This is a genomic window from Enterococcus alcedinis, assembly GCF_014635985.1.
GTDB lineage: Bacteria > Bacillota > Bacilli > Lactobacillales > Enterococcaceae > Enterococcus_I > Enterococcus_I alcedinis.
Window position 1 is genome coordinate 43,953 of the sequence record NZ_BMDT01000001.1, and the last position, 19,532, is coordinate 63,484.

Consider the following 19,532-nt stretch of genomic DNA (forward strand, 5'->3'; position numbering starts at 1 on the left):
AAGAGGTGAACGTTAATGGGTGCATCGCTTAATGAAATTAAGCAACGAATCGTTTCAACGAAAAAAACGAGTCAAATTACTCGTGCCATGCAAATGGTTTCTGCTTCTAAGTTAACGAAATCAGAAGCAAATTCCAACAGCTTTCAAATTTATGCAACAAAAGTTCGAGAACTAGTGACACACATTACTGCGAGTTTACCAGATAATGTCTTAAGTACATTAAGTGAACCGGATGCAGATGAAATTAACTATAAGAGTATGTTAATTCATCGTCCCGTCAAACGGACAGCTTATATTGTGATTACTTCGGACGGTGGATTAGTAGGCGGCTATAATAGTGCGATCTTAAAACAAGTGATGACTATTTTAGATGAGGATCATCAGTCGCCGGACGAGTATGTGATGCTGGCAATTGGTGGGACTGGTGCCGATTTCTTTAAAGCAAGAGGGATTAATGTGGCGTATGAATTACGTCACCTATCGGATCAACCGAGTTTTGAAGAAGTGCGGAAAATTGTCTCGTTGACAACATCGATGTTCCAAAATGAAGTTTTTGATGAATTGTACGTTTGTTACAATCATCATGTCAACTCTTTGACGAGCCAGTTTAGAGTCGAACGCATGCTACCAATTACAGATATTAATCATGATGAAGCCATTGAATATGAACAAGAATATATTTTTGAACCGTCAAAAGAAGTCATTTTAAAACAACTATTGCCACAATATGCAGAAAGTTTGATTTATGGAGCGATTGTTGATGCCAAAACAGCAGAGCATGCTGCTGGAATGACGGCAATGAAGACAGCGACGGATAATGCAAAAACAATCATAGATGATTTAACAATCTCATATAACCGTGCACGCCAAAGCGCGATTACACAGGAGATTACAGAAATTGTCGGAGGCGCTGCAGCCCTCGAGTAATTTCTTTGATGAATGGAGGAAAATAAATGAGTTCAGGCAAGATTTTACAAGTCGTGGGTCCCGTTGTTGACGTGGAATTCTCATTAGACCAATCCTTACCAGATATAAATAATGCCTTAATTGTTTATAAAAATAACGAACAAAAATCTAAAATTGTTTTAGAAACAGCATTAGAGTTAGGTGATGGTGTTGTCCGTACGATTGCAATGCAATCGACAGATGGTTTGCAACGCGGAATGGAAGTTGTCGATACAAAACAATCGATTTCAGTTCCTGTAGGAAAAGAAACACTTGGTCGAGTATTTAACGTATTGGGAGATACCATTGATTTACAAGGAGCGTTTCCTGCCGATGCCAAGCGCGAAGGCATTCATAAAAATGCCCCTAAATTTGAAGATTTAAGTACAAGCACAGAAATCCTTGAAACGGGGATTAAAGTGATTGACTTACTAGCACCTTATTTAAAAGGTGGGAAAGTTGGTCTCTTTGGTGGAGCCGGTGTTGGGAAAACGGTATTAATTCAAGAGTTAATCCATAACATTGCCCAAGAACATGGTGGGATTTCTGTTTTCACAGGTGTTGGAGAACGTACACGTGAAGGAAATGATCTTTACTTTGAAATGAAAGAGTCGGGTGTTATTGAAAAAACTGCCATGGTTTTTGGTCAGATGAATGAACCACCAGGTGCACGTATGCGTGTCGCTTTAACAGGTTTAACCATTGCGGAATATTTCCGTGATGAAGCGGGACAAGATGTCTTGTTATTTATTGATAACATCTTCCGCTTTACACAAGCAGGTTCGGAAGTTTCTGCCTTACTTGGCCGTATGCCATCAGCGGTTGGTTACCAACCAACCTTAGCAACAGAGATGGGACAGTTACAAGAACGGATTACTTCAACTAAAAAAGGATCGATTACGTCAATTCAAGCCATTTATGTTCCGGCGGATGACTATACCGATCCAGCGCCAGCAACGGCATTTGCGCATTTGGATGCAACAACGAACTTAGAGCGTAAGTTAACTGAGCAAGGGATTTATCCAGCGGTAGATCCGTTAGCTTCTTCATCAAGTGCGCTTGCGCCAGAAATTGTTGGTGAGGAACACTATCAAGTGGCAACGGAAGTTCAAAGAACCTTACAACGCTACCGTGAATTACAAGATATCATCGCGATTCTTGGTATGGATGAACTGTCAGATAAAGAAAAAATTATTGTTTCACGTGCGCGTCGAATTCAATTTTTCTTATCACAAAACTTTAACGTAGCCGAACAATTTACAGGACAACCGGGTTCTTATGTTCCTGTAAAAGATACGATTCGTGGCTTTAAAGAAATTTTAGCTGGAACGTATGATCATTTACCAGAAGATGCTTTCCGTAACGTTGGTCCAATTGAAGCGGTTGTTGAAAAGGCAAAAAAATTAGGTTATTAGAAAGAGGTGCACGATGACGAAAACATTAGAAGTTCATGTGATTACACCACAAGGGATTGTCTATGAACACCATGCGACGATGGTTGTTGCAAGAACGCCAGATGGTGACTTAGGGATTTTACCCCGTCATGCACCGATTATTGCACCCTTAACCATTGATGAAGTCCGAGTGAACCGTATCGATTCCAAGGAACACATTGATTGGATTGCCGTAAATGGTGGAGTGTTTGAAGTGCGCGATAATGTTGTAACAATTATTGCTGATAGTGCAGAGCGTGAACGCGATATTGACGTCCCACGAGCGGAGCGGGCAAAACGCCGTGCGGAAGAATTGATTGCAAAAGCTAAAGAAGAGTCAGACGTGGATGAGCTGCGTCGAGCAACTGTTGCATTGCATCGAGCAATTAATCGAATTAAAGTCTCAAAACACCTATAAGATTCACAAGAGTTAACCACGCATCAGGTGGTAAGGCTCTTGTGTTTCTTTTTTTAGCTGTGGTATGATAACTGTAATAGAAAATAGAAGGGGGGATTTTTATGCAAGTCTATGGAATAGATGTCATTATTCGTATAACCACCCATTTTATTTTTATTTATTTAGCCTTTTGGTCATTGAAATCGTTACGCTTAGATATGTTGTTTAAGCCGCAAAATACGACTCAAATTCGAATGGCAATTGCCTTACTTTCGATTGGCATGGGGTACTTAGCGAGCACATTCTTTTTAGAATTGATGGTCCTTGGTAAAAATATGTTTTCTGTGGGTTTTTAAATTAAGAAGGATGTTTCACATTTGGGTAACAAATATGGTATAATAAAAAAGATTTTTAAAAATGCAGTTAGCGTTTCTATTTGGAGGGAACAAGATGGAAGAGATTATCGTTCAAAGTGGTAATCAATTACAAGGTTCAGTTAAGATTGAAGGGGCAAAAAATGCAGTATTACCGATTTTAGCAGCAACTTTATTAGCAGAAGAAGGAACAACCGTGTTAACAAACGTTCCTATCTTATCGGATGTCATTACAATGAACCAAGTAATTCACTACTTAAATGCAGATGTGCAATTTGAACAAGCAACAAATACCGTAACAATTAATGCTGAAAAGCAATTAGAAATTGAAGCACCTTATGAATATGTGAGTGAAATGCGTGCTTCGATTGTTGTCATGGGGCCTTTATTAGCCCGTAATGGTCATGCGAAAGTCGCAATGCCAGGTGGTTGTGCAATTGGTAAACGACCAATTGACTTACATTTGAAAGGTTTCCAAGCATTAGGAGCAAAAATCATTCAAAAAGATGGTTATATTGAAGCGATTGCCGATGAATTAATTGGTAGTAATATTTATTTAGACTTCCCAAGTGTTGGGGCGACACAAAATATTATGATGGCGGCAGTCAAAGCAAAAGGAATAACAATCATTGACAACGTTGCTCGTGAACCAGAAATTGTTGATTTGGCGAACGTTTTAAATAAAATGGGAGCAAAAATCCATGGCGCTGGAACTGAAACAATGCGTATTGAGGGCGTGAGTCACCTAAAAGGGGTGGAGCACAGCATCGTTCAAGACCGTATTGAAGCAGGAACGTTTATGGTGGCAGCTGCTATGACAGAAGGAAATGTCCTAATTGAAGAAGGTATTATCGAGCATAACCGTCCGTTAATCTCAAAATTAATGGAAATGGGTGCACAAATTACTGAAGAGGCAGCAGGAGTTCGTGTCATTGGACCCAAAGTGTTAAAACCAACCGATATTAAAACACTGCCACATCCAGGATTCCCAACAGATATGCAAGCACAAGTGACAGCCATTCAAGCATTAGCATCTGGTATTAATATGGTGCATGAAACGGTCTTTGAAAATCGTTTCCAACATCTAGAAGAGATGCGTCGGATGAATGTCAATGTCAAAATTGAAGGAAATATTGCCATTATTGAAGGCGCAGATAATATTCAAGGGGCGATTGTCAATGCGACCGATTTAAGAGCCGCTGCAGCTTTGATCTTGGTAGGGTTACGAGCAACGGGAATTACTCGTGTGAGAAATTTACATTATCTTGATCGTGGTTATTATCAATTCCATAAGAAACTACAAAAATTAGGTGCAAATGTCGAACGTGTTTCGATTGGTGAACAAACACAGACAAAAGAACTTCAACCAATTATTGGATAAGGGAGGATTCGATGAAAACATCCCACTACATTCTGTATACAGTAATTAAAATAATTGCAGTATTACTTATTATCGGATTACTATTTGCTGTCGGTTTAATGATTGGTTATGGTGTGATTGGCGACGGCTCCCCAATGGCTATTTTTAAAATAAACATCTGGGAACAACTGTCACGTTTTATTAAATAAGAAGCAATTCATTTGAAAAGAGCGATTAGAGAAATCTAAATCGCTCTTTTTTTGTTGTTTTTTACTGTCTTATTTGTCATTTGTTTGTAAAATATCCCTTTATTTTAATTTAAATGAAGATAAGTAAGCGTTTTTCTTCTATTGTTATGTTAAATTCAATCAAGCTCGTAATCAAATTATTTTCTCATTATAAGACAGGTAAAGTCTGTAAGAGCACGTTTCTTTTGTGAGAAAAGATGAGAAATATGTCGTTTGTGACAAAGAAATGATTGAAATCATGAGAATAATCATTCTCTTAATCTATTCGTAACCTAACGCCTTTTTAGCCATGATAAGATACGTTTTGTAAGAAATAGGAGGAATTAAGTAATGAGAATTCGTTTACTACCAACGGTGTTAATGACAGGTATGCTTTTAGCAGCAACAATTATTCCTGTATATGCCGCAGAAAATCAAGAAGAACAAGTGACAGTTAATGAGCAAGTAATGACGGAAGAAACCGTTCAAGATATTTCTAATTCGTTTATGACTTTGGCAATTGAAGGCGATGCGGTTCAATCAGCTAAAGAGAAAATTGCTGCAAAAGAGCAAGCGATTAAAGAAGCAAAAGAAAAAGCCGAGCGAGAAGCCCGCGAAAAAGCAGCCCGTGAACAAGCGGAACGTGAAGCTCGTGAACAAGCAGAAAGAGAAGCAGCCGAACAAGCGGCAGCGGCAGCTGAACAAGAAGCAAAAGAACAGGCAGAAAGCCAACAGCCAACCGGTCAAACATTTATTATGGAATCAACGGCCTATAGTTCTGATCCAGCTGATACTTTAGGTGGTGGAACGGTCACAGCAACGGGTCAAAATTTATTGACGAATCCAATGGCAGTTGCCGTGGATCCAAACGTGATTCCTTTAGGTACACGTCTTTATGTTGAAGGGTATGGCGAAGCGATTGCTAGCGATACTGGTGGCGCGATTAAAGGAAATATTGTTGACGTACATTTCCCGACATATGAGCAATGTGTTCAATGGGGACGTCGTCAAGTTAAAGTGACGATTTTAGGTTAATATTTTTAAGGAAGGCAGCACGATCAATCGATTTGATTTTGCTGTCTTTTTGCTTGTTTTTACTTCAATAGATAGGTATATTTAAAGGTGAAAAGAGGGTTACTATGCAAAAAATATTAATTTCGACGGTTCGTGGTTATCAACGATTTATTTCTCCGTTATTCCCACCAAGTTGCCGGTATTATCCAACATGTTCTACTTATACAATTCAAGCGCTACAAACACATGGTGGTTTAAAAGGAAGCTTAATGGGAACTGCTCGGATTTTACGTTGTCATCCTTTTGTTAAAGGTGGTATTGATTACGTACCATTAAAGTTTAGTTTAAAAAGAAACACAAGCGATAAAAAACAACCGAATTATACGTATAAAAAATAAAATGAGTGAAAAAAGCACGAAGAAAGATGAGTAACTATCTAAAAGTGAGAGCCTGGGTTCTAGCTTTTTAGATGTTGATTTCTGTTTTTCTTCGGGCTTTTTTGGTATTTTGATTGAATAAATACGAAAGATGACAGAATTAATCAAATATTCAGAAAATTCAATTGACAAGGCCAAAAAAGTTCGGTATATTGAGAAACATATTCATTACCGAAAAAAAAGGGGGAAATATATATGAAAAAGAAATTAGCGTTTTTATTTGGGAGTCTCTTTTTGTTGGCGGCTTGTAGTGCAGGTCCAACAAGTGGAAATGAGACGAATGGTTCTTCAAATGCAGGTGGTAGCGCAGATGCAGAAACAATTAAAGTGGGGTTAAACTTAGAATTGTCTGGTGCAGTAGCTGGATATGGTACCCAAGAAAAAGATGGCGTAGAATTAGCCGTTGAGATCATCAACGAAGCGGGCGGTATCTTAGGGAAGCAAGTGGAACTTGTAACAAAAGATAATAAATCTGAAACAAGTGATGCAGCGACTGTTGCAGCAAACTTAGCAACGAATGATAAAGTAGTTGCTATCATTGGTCCAGCGACATCTGGAGCGACGAAAGCAGCGATTCCGAATATTACGAAAGCTCAAGTACCTTTAATTTCACCCTCAGCAACAGATGACTCAGTGACGATGAACGGTGATCAAGTCCAAGAGTATGTCTTCCGCTCAAGTTTTCAAGATAGTTTCCAAGGTGTCATCTTAGCAAAATATGCTCAAGATCAATTAGGTGCTAAAAAAGCGATTATTTTAGGTGATAACTCAAGTGACTACGCAAAAGGTTTATCTAAAGCCTTTAAGAGTGAGTACAAAGGTGAAGTTGTCCTAGAAGAAAACTTTACGAAGGGCGATAAAGATTTCCAAGCAATTTTAACAAAAGTTAAACAAACAGATTTTGATGTTTTATATATCCCAGGTTACTATGAAGAAGCCGGTTTAATTATTAAGCAAGCAAGAGAGCTTGGTATTGAACAACCAATTATTGGTGCCGATGGTTTTGGTGACGAGAAGATGGTTCAATTGGCTGGCGCTGAAAATGTTTCAAATGTCTTTTATACAGGACACTTTTCAATTTTAGCACCATCAAATGATACTGTAGAACCGTTTGTTGAAGCATTCAAAGAAAAATTTGGTAAAGAACCTTCAACGTTTAACGCATTGGCTTACGATGCGATGTTTATGATTAAACAAGCGATTGAGTCACAAGACGCAGCAGATGCCAAAGCGGTTACCAAAGGCTTAGCTGAACTAAAAGACTTTAAAGGGGTAACTGGTAACATTACGATGGATGCGCAACACAATCCGGAGAAATCTTTAGTGGTTATCGGATTTACTGATGGAAAAGAAAGTTCTGCAGAAGTAATTAATCCTTAAAAAGGGAAGCAAAAAACTGTGACAAAATCGGCAGTAGAGGTTTTGTTACAGTTTTTTTTCAGAAAAACAATGAATTTGGAAGTGATCTTATGGAAATAATCATTCAACAGTTGATTAACGGATTGTTTTTAGGCAGTATTTATGCGTTGATGGCTCTAGGTTATACAATGGTTTATGGGATTATTCGCTTAATCAATTTTGCTCACGGTGAGATTTATATGATTGGGAGTTTTGTTGGTTATTTTTTAATCCATCAATTTAATGATTTAGGAATTCTTTCAGGCGGTATCGGTTTTTTTGTGGCAATGATTTTATCGATGGCGATTAGTGCGGCATTAGGTGTATTAATCGAAATCTTAGCTTATAAACCTTTGCGAGGGGCGACTCGAATATCGGCATTAATTACCGCTATTGGAGTTTCCTATTTATTACAAAACTTAATGATTTACTTTTTCTCGCCGGATACTCGTCCGTTTCCACAAGCGATTACTCGTAAATTGTACACGTTTGGTGGATTAAGTGTCAGTAATATTCAATTATTAATTTTAACGGTTTCTGTTAGTTTAATGATCTTGCTACAAATTATCGTTAAAAAAACAAAAATGGGAAAAGCGATGCGTGCGGTAAGTGTCGATCCAGATGCGGCACAATTGATGGGAATTAATGTGAATCGTACCATTTCGTTTACCTTTGCTCTAGGTTCAGCCTTAGCCGCTGCTGGGGGGATGTTAATCGGTTTGTATTACAATTCGATAGATCCGATGATGGGCGTGGCTCCCGGTCTAAAATCGTTCGTTGCAGCTGTTTTAGGTGGTATCGGTATTATCCCAGGTGCAGCACTAGGTGGTTTTGTGATTGGTTTAATTGAAACGATGTCAACAGCCGTCGGTTTTTCAGATTATAAAGATGCGATTGTTTACGGTGTGTTAATTATTATTTTAATCATACGTCCTGCAGGTATTTTAGGCAAAAACGTAAAAGAGAAAGTGTAGGTGGATAGGATGAAAAAAAATATCAAATATACGCTTACGTGGACAGTTCTTACGGCAGGCCTTTATTTTGTACTCTTCTTTTTATACAACACCGGGAAAATTAACATTTTTACGGATGCGGTCATTGCCAATATTGGAATTAATATTGTGCTAGCGGTTAGTTTAAACTTGATTATTGGTTTTGGGGGACAATTTTCGCTAGGCCATGCAGGTTTTATGGCAATTGGCGCGTATGCGACGGCAATTCTGACTTCTAAAAGTCCTAGTTTTGGTTCTTTTGTAATCAGTATGTTGATTGGAATGATTCTTTCAGGCGTGATTGCACTCGTTGTTGGTATTCCAACTTTACGTTTAAAAGGGGATTATCTAGCGATTGCGACGCTCGGCGTTTCGGAGATTATTCGAATTTTCATTATTAACTTTAGTGATCTAACGAATGGGCCTTCAGGGATCTTTGGTTTAACGCAATATAGTAATTGGCAAATTATTTTTGTTGTGATGGTGTTAACGATTGTCTTTATTTCCAACTATATGAATAGTAGTTACGGACGTAAAACGCTATCGGTTCGTGAAGATGAGATCGCAGCAGAAGCGATGGGTGTCAATACAACCCGTTTTAAAGTTTTAGCTTTTGTGATCGGTGGCATGTTCGCCAGCGTTGGTGGAAGCTTATACGCTAGTTATCAGCAATCAGTTTTTCCAAGTGACTTTACTTTTATGAAATCAATCGATATTTTAATCATTGTTGTCTTTGGAGGGATTGGAAGTACCACAGGAGCGGTTGTTTCAGCAGTTGTTTTAGGATTCATTAATATGTATCTACAAGAGCTGGGCAGCTTACGAATGATCTTCTATGCATTAGCAATTATTTTGATTATGATTTTTAAACCAAGTGGCTTGCTAGGAAGTAAAGAGCTTTCCATGAAGAAGCTATTTCAACGTTTTAATCGTAAGGGAGGGGATTCAAATGCCACTACTAACCGTTAGTAAATTAACAAAAAACTTTGGTGGGTTAACGGCTGTTTCCCATGTGAATCTCGAATTATACGAAAATGAACTCGTAGGATTGATTGGACCAAACGGTGCTGGAAAGACAACTTTGTTTAACTTGTTAACGGGTGTTTATGAGCCGAGTTCAGGTGACGTCATTTTTGAAAATGAGGGCACAAAACAACGTTTAAATGGCATGAAGCCTTTTAAAATTGCCAATATCGGTTTGGCTAGAACGTTTCAGAATATTCGTTTATTTAAAGAGTTAACTGTCTTAGACAATGTCTTGATTGCGATGCGTGAAGTAGAAAAGAGCTCTTTTATTGCTAATATACTACGCTTGCCAAAGTATTATAAAACCGAGAAGACGTTAACGGAGAATGCTAAAAAATTATTAGAAATCTTTCAATTAGAAGATAAATTAGAGACGTTAGCACGTAATCTCTCTTACGGAGAGCAGCGTCGTTTAGAGATTGTGCGTGCGTTAGCGACACAACCCAAAATCTTATTTTTAGATGAACCGGCGGCAGGGATGAATCCCCAAGAAACGGCCGAATTAACTGATTTAATTTATCGTATCCAAAAAGAATTTAAGCTAACGATTATTTTAATCGAACATGACATGAACCTTGTAATGGATGTTTGTGAACGCATTTATGTATTAGAGTACGGACAAGTCATTGCAGAAGGTACACCAGATGAAATTAAAGGCAATCCTCGAGTCATTGAGGCGTATTTAGGAGGGGAAATCTAATGTTAACAATCGATAATCTATCGGTAAAGTATGGTCTGATTGAAGCGATTCATGATGTTTCCTTCCAAGTGAATCAAGGGGAAATTGTTTCGTTGATTGGCGCAAATGGCGCAGGTAAAACGTCCATTTTAAGAACGATTTCGGGCTTAGTACGTCCCGCAGCAGGAACGATTACTTTTGAAGGCGTGTCAATTGAAAAAGAGGCGCCGCAAAAAATCGTGAAGAAAGGTTTGTCACAAGTGCCAGAAGGCCGTCATGTTTTTTCAGGCTTAACGGTACAAGAAAACTTAGAGATGGGCGCTTTTTTACGTAATGATAATGAAATAAAAAATGACTATGAATCAGTCTACAGTCGTTTTCCGGTTTTAAAGGAACGAAGAAAGCAAGACGCAGCAACGCTATCTGGCGGTGAGCAACAAATGTTAGCAATGGGACGTGCGCTAATGTCTCGCCCTAAATTATTACTATTGGATGAACCTTCCATGGGGCTTGCTCCGATTTTTATCCGTGAGATTTTCTCGATTATTCAAGAAATTAAAGCTCAAGGGACGACCGTCTTATTGATTGAACAAAATGCCAATATGGCCTTATCGATTGCGGATCGTGGCTACGTGCTAGAAACAGGGAAAATTGTGTTAGAAGGAACAGGACAGGAGCTTTTAGCGAGTGAATCCGTGAAAAAAGCTTACTTAGGAGGATAAATCATGAGTGTAAAAGATTTTATGTCTAAAAATGTTATTACTGTAGAACCGCAAACACCTATTTTTGATGCGATTGATTTGATGAAAACACATCAAATTCATCGTTTGCCAGTAGTTACTGCTGGCAAACTCGTAGGTTTAATTACCGAAGGAGTGATTCAAGGTGCATTACCTTCAAAAGCGACTAGTTTAAGTGTCTATGAAGTTAATTATCTTTTGAATAAAACGAACGTTAAAGATATTATGATTAAAGAAGTTGAAACGATTACTCCAGATGCACTATTAGAAGATGGGATTGCCAAGATGCGTGCCAATAATATCGGTGTTTTACCAGTGATTGATGCGGATCAAGTTGTCGGGATTATTACAAATAATGATATCTTCGATGCGTTCTTAAAAATTACCGGGTATTATGCGGGTGGGACACGCGTTACCTTGTCGATTGAAAAAGACCATCATGGTATTTTAGCTGATATTACGAAAGTTTTAGCAGAAAACGAGTTAAGTATTTTAACGATTGTCGTTAATCGGGAGTCCGATCAAACGATTGTTGAGATTCAAGTCGAGTCTAAATTACCTGAAAAAGTGGCAGAAACGCTAGTACATGCAGGTTATAAAGTGGTTAGTTCTGTTTTAACAAATCAATAAACAAGTGAAATACCAGGAAGTTCTGTGAAAGTTTTCTGGTATTTCTCATGTATTTATTATTTGATAACAGGTAAAGATATGTTAGAATGGAATTCGAGGTGATAATTTTGAAGAAAAACAAAGAAATTCAAATCCGTATGGAAGAAACAACACGTGTTCTGCAAGGAACCAAATACGATGTCACTGAATTACATATTGGTAAAAAGAAAATGGGCGAGATTCTAGAATACGGACCAAAAGACTTCCGTACCTTCATGGACAGTGAAGCGATTGGTTCAAGTAAGACTTTCGAACTGGCGGTAGAGGCGATTATTCGTCAGTGGAATTTACACGAATAAAAACTTTTAAAAAAAGTTTAAAAAAACTATTGCAATTTTATCAAAAGTTTTGTATTATAACTAAGTCAGGTTTTTTACCAGACATTTTGGAGGAGTAGCGAAGTGGCTAAACGCGACGGACTGTAAATCCGTTCCTTCGGGTTCAGTGGTTCGAATCCACTCTCCTCCACCATTGGGGTATAGCCAAGCGGTAAGGCAAGGGACTTTGACTCCCTCATGCGTTGGTTCGAATCCAGCTACCCCAGTTTTCTAGAGTAACGATTCTTCGTTACTCTTTTTTATTTGAAAAAAAATGATTTTTAAGCTAACCTGTAGTAAATGATATAGGGAGTGAAGCGTATGAAATTGACAAAAAAAATCAAAGAAAAAGTAATTGAAACAGCAGAACACCTGTACGACTTATCTAAGAAAGATCTTTTCATTAATATTAGCAAAGATGGCGTTGAAATTAATGAAAAAAGACCTACTAAGCAAACGATTAAATGGCGTTCGAAAGGTCACTAAAATAACAAGAGAAGTTTTGACATCTTATTTTGTCAAAACTTCTCTTGTTATTTTATTTTAGTTTCAGTGTACGAATACTCACCAAGTTCAAAAAGGACTTGGCCATTTAATAATTCGGTCACCTCTTCTTGTAACGGATCATTTTCGTCAATCATGATACAAAAAGTTACATCAGAGAGAAATTGTGTATCTTTGACTGAATAACCTTTTCCTTCTATAAAATGTTGCAACTTATCAACCGCAGAATAATCAATAGTGACAAAAATTTCTTGTTGCGGTTTCACTTCAACGATACCAATCTCCTTTAGTGCCTCAGAGACAGAAGTCGAATAGGCACGAATTAAACCGCCTGCTCCAAGTTTAATGCCACCAAAATAGCGTGTAACGACTGCTACAACGTCGACTATTTTGTTTTGTTTTAAGACTTCTAGCATCGGCACGCCAGCAGTTCCACTAGGCTCACCATCATCGCTAGAGCGTAAAATCATCGCGTCTGGCCCGATAATAAAGGCGCTACAGTTATGATTGGCTTTCCAATGTTCTTTTTTGATGGTTTGAATAAATTCACGTGCTTCTTCCTCTGTTTTTACGCGTTGAAGAAAACATAAAAAGCGAGATTTTTTTATCTCAATTTCAACAACACCATTTTTTTCTATTGTTCGATATGTTTCGAGCATATTTTTTCTCCATTTCTATCAGTCTATTGATTCTAGTATAGTCAAAAATGGTGAAGAATTCAATTTAGTACGGTTTGCTTTTTAGAGCAAGAAGCTGGATAATAGAAGATGAGGAGGGGAGTCGTTTGGTGGGAGGTAGAAAGAAATACGATGTGATAACGGATTATATTCGTCAAAATGGCGGTACGCAAGTAACACTGACGTTCACTCAAATCGATGAGTTGCTCTTTCCTGCAAACGGTTTACCGAAGACGGCGAGAAAAACACTTGATTGGTGGGCAAATGATTATCGTTATCCTGAAAAAGGCGCTTACGCTTGGTTGAATGCGAACTATGAAGTCGTTCATGTCGATTTACTGAAGGAGTATGTTGTTTTTAGACCATTATTAAAAAGCGCGTGGTTATTAAAATAACGATAACGATAGTTGACAAAGTCGATCTTTGCTTTATAATTTATTTAACTGAATGACGATGTTGAGAAGAAAAGGGAGAGAGTTTTGGAAATGGCTGAAAAAACGATTATGTTAGTCTGCTCTGCGGGGATGAGTACGAGTTTATTAGTAACTTCAATGCAAAAATCAGCAACTGTAAATGAAATTGATGCGGATATTTTTGCGGTATCTGCTTCGGAAGCGAATCATTACTTAGAGAGCAAAAAAGTGGATGTTTTATTATTGGGGCCACAAGTTCGTTTTATGAAGGCTGATTTCGAAAAGCGTTTAGCGCCGATGGGGATTCCGTTGGAAATCATCAACATGGCTGACTATGGGATGATGAATGGCGAGAAAGTTTTACAACAAGCATTAAGTTTAATCGAAAATAAATAAAAACAAAAAGCAAAGAAAAATCTTTGCTTTTTTTTGTATATATTTTTGAGGTGAAAAATATGGAAGATTTGAAAGGTCGACAATTAGTTGTGCCGCTTCAACATCTAGTGGCTTATCCTGAAACACTGTTCGAATCCCGCGAAAGCATCCTTTTAGACAAAGATTTTCGTTGTCAGCGCTGTGGTTCTACGGTTGATAAGAAAGAGAATGCTCTACCAAGACAAGTCTTTTTTTGTTCCGAATGTCAAGAATTTGGCAAGATAACGAGTGATTGTCGATTAGTCTACGCTAAAGTGTCAGAAGAAAAACATTCATTTAGAGAAGTCGCATTCACTTGGGTAGGGACTTTGACTGAAACTCAGTCAATAATTGCCCGTCAGTTACAGAAAAATTATCAGCAAAAGACATCGACGCTGTTGTGGGCAGTTACTGGATCAGGAAAGACCGAGATGATTTTCCCAACGATCCATTTAGCATTATCGCAAGGTGGGCGAGTTTGTGTCACGTCACCCAGGATCGATGTTTGCCGCGAGTTGTATCCACGCGTGGTTGAAGCTTTTCAAGCAGAACAGGTTTTGTTACTCTACGGAGAATCAACTGAAAAATATCGTTACACGGATTTGACTATTTGTACGACGCATCAGATGTTACATTTTTATCAGGCGTTTGATCTAATTATCGTGGACGAAATTGATGCTTTTCCTTATGAAGGCAATCCGGTTTTACAATTTGCTCTTAAGAATGCTTTAAAGCCAAGTGGTCAATTGATTTATTTGACAGCGACACCACCGAATCAATTATTAGAGGAGGTGAAAGATTCTTTTGCGATTGAAAAATCACCGCTTCGTTTCCATCAAAGGCCGCTAATTGAGCCAGAATGCCTTTGGTATAATCACTGGGGAAAAGCCGGTGATACTTCTTTTTATTTTAAAAAATTTTATCGTAAAGTGTTGGAGTTGTTAAAAGATAATCATGTTTTAGTTTTTTGTCCGAGTATCGCATTTATGGAGAAATTAACCCGCAGAACACAAAAACAATTTGCGCTAGGAGGTGTGGAATCGGTTAGTTCAATGGATGAGGTTCGTGCAGAAAAAGTTCAAAAAATGCGAGAACAAGCTTACCAAGTCTTATTTTCGACAACGATCTTAGAGCGGGGTGTCACGTTTGAAAATATTTCAGTCATTGTAATCGGAGCAAACCACCCAGTCTACACGAAATCAGCTCTCGTTCAAATTGCTGGTCGAGTCGATCGCAAAGGAGCGTTTCGACGTGGACGCGTTATTTTTTTCCATAATCAAAAAACACGTGACATTCGGCAAGCGTGTCGGGAAATTAAAAGTATGAATCAATTAGCGAAAGCGTGGTTAGATGAATGAAGTGTACGTGGTGTCAGCAATTACAAATTCGTAATTTGACGATTACAGAAATACTATGCCCCTGGAACATTCAAGAGACGCGTTGTGCGCAATGCCAAGAAAAACTCAGTCCCATTGCAACACCGTGCTGTACCTTGTGTATGAAGCAAGGCCAATTAAGTTCGTGTGAAGAATGTCAACTTTGGCAACAAAAATATCCTGCCTATTTATTTACACATCACGCTTTCTTTCAATATAATGACGCTTTTCATGATTGGATTTATCGTTACAAATTTCTAGGAGATTATCGTTTGCGTAAAACATTCTCAAAAGAAATTAGTCATTTTTTCAAGCAACATCCCAAATCGATTGTTTGTGCAATCCCTTTATCAAGTGAACGGCAAATAGAACGTGGATTTAATCAAAGTGAAGCGTTATTGTCGGCTGCTAATATCCCGACATTTGATTTATTGAAAAAGAGCCAACACACCCCTGCACAAGCACAAAAGAATCGACAAGAACGTCTATCGATGATACAACCTTTTGAAGCAACGACCTTGGCAGCAACAATTCAAGGAAAAGAAGTGGTGATTTTTGATGACGTTTATACGACTGGTCGGACATTATTTTATGCAGCAGAGACGTTAATGGTCTTTAAACCATTAAAAATCCTCACGTTATCGTTGGCTCGCTAGGCTTCTTAAAAATAATTAAGATTTGGTAGCGATTTCTTTTGCATTTCTCATAAAGTTCGATATAATAGAAATAAGAAGAGGTGGAAAGAGTGGTCCTTCCATTTTCTTTAATTGGTAGACGAAAGGGGCAATTGTTATGTTTAGATATAATGTACGTGGAGAAAATATTGAAGTCACTGAGGCGATTAGAGATTATGTGGAGAAGAAAGTTGGAAAACTAGAGAGATACTTCTCAGATGTACCTAACGCAACTGCTCATATTAATCTAAAAGTTTATACTGAAAAAACAGCAAAAGTAGAAGTGACGATCCCACTACCTTTCTTAGTATTGCGAGCTGAAGAAACGTCACCAGATTTATACGCAAGTGTCGATTTGGTTGTTGATAAATTAGAACGTCAAATTCGCAAATTTAAAACAAAAATCAACCGTAAAGCTCGAGAAACTGCAATTCCAGATGTACGTTCACAAGCAATCTTCGTTAATGGAGATGCGGAAGAAGAGAATGGTTCAGAACTAGAAATCGTTCGTACGAAACGACTATCATTGAAACCAATGGATAGCGAAGAAGCAGTTTTACAAATGAATATGCTAGGTCATAACTTCTTCATTTTCGAAGACGCTGAGACAAACGGCACGAGTATCGTTTATCGTCGTAAAGATGGTAAATACGGTTTAATTGAAACAGATTAATCTTAAAAAAGATAAAAGGTAAGAGTCGATTCTGGCTTTTACCTTTTTTTGTTCATAAATGAAGTGAAAACTTCGATGGTCTTTTTACATGGAATCAATAGAAAATGTGGCAATAACAAGAAACAAGTGATAAAATGGGATGAAGAAACTTATCATAACTAACTTGAAGAAGAATTGAAATAAAAGGAGATATACGTTGCAATGGCCAATTTTTTTAAAAATTTAATTGAAAACGATAAAAAAGAATTAAAACGTCTCGATCAAATGGCGAACCAAATTGAGTTGCTAGCTGATGAAATGAGCGGGCTTTCTGATGCCCAATTACAAGAAAAAACCAATGAATTTCGTACGCGTTACCAAAACGGGGAGACACTGGATGAGCTGTTAACAGAAGCTTTCGCAGTTGTACGCGAAGCAGCAAAACGTGTCTTAGGTCTATATCCGTACCACGTTCAGTTAATGGGTGGGATTGTTTTACATGACGGTAATATTCCAGAAATGAGAACCGGAGAAGGTAAAACGTTGACAGCGACAATGCCAGTTTATTTAAATGCTTTAACTGGCGAGGGTGTCCATGTTGTGACGGTCAATGAGTATTTAGCGACTCGTGACTCGACTGAGATGGGTGAACTATATGAGTTTTTAGGTATGACGGTTGGATTAAATATTAACTCGAAATCTTCTGAAGAAAAACGTGCAGCTTATGCATGTGACATTACTTATAGCACGAACAATGAGCTAGGTTTTGACTACTTAAGAGATAATATGGTTGTTTATCGCAATCAAATGGTTCAACGCCCATTGAATTTTGCGATTGTCGATGAGGTCGATTCCATTTTAATTGACGAGGCGAGAACACCCTTAATTATTTCGGGACAAGCTGAGAAATCGACAGCTTTATATGAGCGTGCAGACAATTTTGTTAAGCGCCTAAAAGAAGATGAAGATTACAAAATTGATATTCAATCAAAAACGATTACTTTAACAGAAGCTGGGATTGAAAAGGCTGAAGAAACGTTTGTTTTAGACAACTTATACGATATTGAAAATACTGCATTGACGCATCACTTAGATCAAGCATTACGAGCAAACTATATTATGTTGCTTGATATTGATTATGTTGTTCAGGAAGGTAAAGTGTTAATTGTTGACCAATTTACTGGTCGTATTATGGATGGACGTCGTTACTCTGACGGTCTTCACCAAGCAATTGAAGCGAAAGAAAATGTTGAGATTGAAGACGAAACGAAAACAATGGCTTCAATTACATTCCAAAACTTTTTCCGTATGTATAAAAAACTAGCGGGGATGACTGGAACGGCTAAAACTGAAGAAGAAGAATTTAGAGAAATTTATAACATTCATGTTATTCAAATCCCGACAAACCGTGAAATTATTCGTGATGACCGTGCAGATTTACTGTACCCAACATTACAAAGTAAATTTGTGGCAGTTGTTGAAGACATCAAGGAACGCTACCGTAAGGGACAACCAATCTTAGTCGGAACGGTTGCAGTTGAAACATCGGAATATTTATCTGATTTATTAAACCAAGCGAAAGTTCCTCATGAAGTTTTAAACGCTAAAAATCACTTTAAAGAGGCCGAAATTATCTTAAATGCCGGACAAAAAGGTGCTGTAACAATCGCAACAAACATGGCTGGGCGTGGAACGGATATTAAATTAGGTTTAGGCGTTGCAGAATTAGGTGGTCTTGCGGTCATCGGAACCGAGCGACATGAGTCTCGTCGTATCGATAACCAATTGCGTGGACGCTCAGGTCGTCAAGGGGATCCAGGTGTTTCTCAATTTTATTTATCATTAGAAGATGATTTAATGCGTCGTTTTGGTTCAGATCGTATCAAAGCCTTTTTAGATCGTATGAATATTGATGAAGAAGACAGTGTAATCCAAAGTAAGATGTTAACGAAACAAGTCGAGTCTGCACAAAAACGTGTTGAAGGTAACAACTATGATACACGTAAAAATGTTTTACAATATGATGATGTGATGCGTGAACAACGTGAAGTTATTTACCGTCAAAGACAGCAAGTGATTATGGAAACAGAAAACTTGTCACCACAATTAATGGGAATGGTTCAAAGAACAATTGAGCGTTCAGTTGATGGTCATATGTCATTAGATGAAAATAAATTAAACTATGAAGGAATTGTCGATTTTGCGGGCAGTGTCCTAGTCCATGAAGACAGTATTTCTGTTGCCGATTTAGAAGGTAAGACTGCAGAGGAAGTCAAAGTTTATTTACTAGAAAGAGCGCAAGAAATTTTTGATGAAAAAGTTGCGCATCTAAATAGTCCGGAACAACTACTGGAGTTTGAAAAAGTTGTTATTCTACGTGTAGTTGATGCCAAATGGACGGATCATATTGATGCAATGGATCAATTACGTCAATCAGTCGGTCTTCGTGCATATGGACAAAATAATCCATTAGTTGAGTATCAAACAGAAGGCTATTCAATGTTTGAAGCAATGGTTGGAGCAATCGAATATGATGTTACGCGTCTCTTTATGAAAGCTGAGATTCGTCAAAACGTTCAAAGAGAACAAGTAGCTCCTGTTCAAGAAACAGCCGCGACAAATGAAGAATCATTTGCACAAGTTGGACGTAATGATTTATGTCCATGTGGTAGCGGTAAAAAATTCAAAAACTGTCATGGCAGAAACAAACTAGTATAAAACAATTACTAGGGCAGGGAACTGCCCTAGTTTATTTTTTGTAAACAAAGGATGTAAAAAGAGTGGTAAACTTCGATAAATAAGCAAAGATCTGAA

At 37.9% G+C, this 19,532-nt stretch carries 23 protein-coding genes and 2 tRNA genes; 24 read left to right on the top strand and 1 reads right to left on the bottom strand.

The window, feature by feature from the left end; genetic code table 11:
- Positions 1-15: 15 nt before the first annotated feature.
- The 18 genes from IEV09_RS00225 (at position 16) to IEV09_RS00310 (ending at position 12,494) form a co-directional block, all read left to right on the top strand.
- Positions 16-927 carry a F0F1 ATP synthase subunit gamma gene (locus tag IEV09_RS00225; RefSeq protein WP_188366255.1) on the top strand — a complete coding sequence of 304 codons (912 nt, stop codon included), beginning with the start codon at positions 16-18 and terminating at the stop codon, positions 925-927.
- 26 nt (positions 928-953) lie between these two features.
- A complete protein-coding gene (atpD, locus tag IEV09_RS00230) occupies positions 954-2,360 on the top strand; it encodes a F0F1 ATP synthase subunit beta (RefSeq protein ID WP_188366256.1) in 1,407 nt (468 codons plus the stop codon).
- 13 nt (positions 2,361-2,373) lie between these two features.
- The gene (locus IEV09_RS00235) at positions 2,374-2,796 is read left to right on the top strand and encodes a F0F1 ATP synthase subunit epsilon (protein ID WP_188366257.1); all 423 of its coding nucleotides are present in this window, start codon (positions 2,374-2,376) and stop codon (positions 2,794-2,796) included.
- A 101-nt stretch (positions 2,797-2,897) separates the two neighbouring features.
- Complete coding sequence (locus tag IEV09_RS00240) at positions 2,898-3,131, top strand: DUF1146 family protein (protein ID WP_188366258.1); 234 nt, start codon at positions 2,898-2,900, stop codon at positions 3,129-3,131.
- Positions 3,132-3,225: 94 nt separating this feature from the next.
- Entirely contained in the window at positions 3,226-4,530 is a 1,305-nt protein-coding gene (gene murA / locus IEV09_RS00245) for a UDP-N-acetylglucosamine 1-carboxyvinyltransferase (RefSeq protein ID WP_188366259.1), read from the top strand.
- Between the two features lie 11 nt (positions 4,531-4,541).
- The gene (locus IEV09_RS00250; RefSeq protein ID WP_188366260.1) at positions 4,542-4,718 is read left to right on the top strand and encodes a DNA-directed RNA polymerase subunit beta; all 177 of its coding nucleotides are present in this window, start codon (positions 4,542-4,544) and stop codon (positions 4,716-4,718) included.
- 369 nt (positions 4,719-5,087) lie between these two features.
- A complete protein-coding gene (locus tag IEV09_RS00255; RefSeq protein ID WP_188366261.1) occupies positions 5,088-5,771 on the top strand; it encodes a 3D domain-containing protein in 684 nt (227 codons plus the stop codon).
- Between the two features lie 104 nt (positions 5,772-5,875).
- The gene (yidD, locus tag IEV09_RS00260) at positions 5,876-6,148 is read left to right on the top strand and encodes a membrane protein insertion efficiency factor YidD (protein ID WP_188366262.1); all 273 of its coding nucleotides are present in this window, start codon (positions 5,876-5,878) and stop codon (positions 6,146-6,148) included.
- 234 nt (positions 6,149-6,382) lie between these two features.
- Positions 6,383-7,567, top strand: a complete 1,185-nt coding sequence (locus IEV09_RS00265) for an ABC transporter substrate-binding protein (protein WP_188366263.1) — start codon at positions 6,383-6,385, stop codon at positions 7,565-7,567.
- Between the two features lie 89 nt (positions 7,568-7,656).
- Positions 7,657-8,559 (top strand): branched-chain amino acid ABC transporter permease, encoded by a 903-nt coding sequence (locus IEV09_RS00270; protein WP_188366264.1) that lies wholly within the window; start codon positions 7,657-7,659, stop codon positions 8,557-8,559.
- Between the two features lie 9 nt (positions 8,560-8,568).
- A complete protein-coding gene (locus tag IEV09_RS00275) occupies positions 8,569-9,546 on the top strand; it encodes a branched-chain amino acid ABC transporter permease (RefSeq protein ID WP_188366265.1) in 978 nt (325 codons plus the stop codon).
- Positions 9,527-10,303, top strand: coding sequence for an ABC transporter ATP-binding protein (locus tag IEV09_RS00280; protein ID WP_188366266.1), 777 nt, complete (start codon positions 9,527-9,529; stop codon positions 10,301-10,303). Before IEV09_RS00275 ends, IEV09_RS00280 begins: the two co-directional genes overlap by 20 nt.
- Positions 10,303-11,004, top strand: coding sequence for an ABC transporter ATP-binding protein (locus tag IEV09_RS00285; RefSeq protein ID WP_188366267.1), 702 nt, complete (start codon positions 10,303-10,305; stop codon positions 11,002-11,004). The genes IEV09_RS00280 and IEV09_RS00285 overlap by 1 nt, the downstream gene beginning before the upstream one ends.
- A gap of 3 nt (positions 11,005-11,007) precedes the next feature.
- A complete protein-coding gene (locus tag IEV09_RS00290; RefSeq protein WP_188366268.1) occupies positions 11,008-11,652 on the top strand; it encodes a CBS domain-containing protein in 645 nt (214 codons plus the stop codon).
- Positions 11,653-11,750: 98 nt separating this feature from the next.
- Positions 11,751-11,990 (top strand): DUF2969 domain-containing protein, encoded by a 240-nt coding sequence (locus IEV09_RS00295; protein WP_379960182.1) that lies wholly within the window; start codon positions 11,751-11,753, stop codon positions 11,988-11,990.
- Between the two features lie 88 nt (positions 11,991-12,078).
- Positions 12,079-12,162 (top strand) — tRNA-Tyr (locus IEV09_RS00300).
- Between the two features lies 1 nt (position 12,163).
- A tRNA-Gln gene (locus tag IEV09_RS00305) sits at positions 12,164-12,235 on the top strand.
- Positions 12,236-12,329: 94 nt separating this feature from the next.
- Positions 12,330-12,494, top strand: coding sequence for a hypothetical protein (locus IEV09_RS00310; RefSeq protein ID WP_188366269.1), 165 nt, complete (start codon positions 12,330-12,332; stop codon positions 12,492-12,494).
- Between the two features lie 47 nt (positions 12,495-12,541).
- Here IEV09_RS00310 and IEV09_RS00315 read toward each other — a convergent pair whose 3' ends face one another.
- Positions 12,542-13,171 (bottom strand): YigZ family protein, encoded by a 630-nt coding sequence (locus IEV09_RS00315; protein WP_188366270.1) that lies wholly within the window; start codon positions 13,169-13,171, stop codon positions 12,542-12,544.
- A 128-nt stretch (positions 13,172-13,299) separates the two neighbouring features.
- On the opposite strand from IEV09_RS00315, the gene IEV09_RS00320 reads away from it, so the two are divergent.
- From IEV09_RS00320 to secA, 6 genes are all read left to right on the top strand, one after another.
- The gene (locus IEV09_RS00320) at positions 13,300-13,584 is read left to right on the top strand and encodes a DUF7662 domain-containing protein (RefSeq protein WP_188366740.1); all 285 of its coding nucleotides are present in this window, start codon (positions 13,300-13,302) and stop codon (positions 13,582-13,584) included.
- A 90-nt stretch (positions 13,585-13,674) separates the two neighbouring features.
- Positions 13,675-13,998, top strand: coding sequence for a PTS sugar transporter subunit IIB (locus tag IEV09_RS00325; protein WP_188366271.1), 324 nt, complete (start codon positions 13,675-13,677; stop codon positions 13,996-13,998).
- 59 nt (positions 13,999-14,057) lie between these two features.
- Positions 14,058-15,374: an ATP-dependent helicase ComFA gene (locus tag IEV09_RS00330; protein ID WP_188366272.1), complete on the top strand. Its 1,317-nt coding sequence runs from the start codon at positions 14,058-14,060 to the stop codon at positions 15,372-15,374.
- The gene (locus tag IEV09_RS00335; RefSeq protein WP_188366273.1) at positions 15,371-16,048 is read left to right on the top strand and encodes a ComF family protein; all 678 of its coding nucleotides are present in this window, start codon (positions 15,371-15,373) and stop codon (positions 16,046-16,048) included. Before IEV09_RS00330 ends, IEV09_RS00335 begins: the two co-directional genes overlap by 4 nt.
- A 136-nt stretch (positions 16,049-16,184) precedes the next feature.
- Entirely contained in the window at positions 16,185-16,739 is a 555-nt protein-coding gene (hpf, locus tag IEV09_RS00340) for a ribosome hibernation-promoting factor, HPF/YfiA family (RefSeq protein WP_188366274.1), read from the top strand.
- Between the two features lie 201 nt (positions 16,740-16,940).
- Complete coding sequence (gene secA, locus IEV09_RS00345) at positions 16,941-19,436, top strand: preprotein translocase subunit SecA (RefSeq protein ID WP_188366275.1); 2,496 nt, start codon at positions 16,941-16,943, stop codon at positions 19,434-19,436.
- Positions 19,437-19,532: the final 96 nt, after the last annotated feature.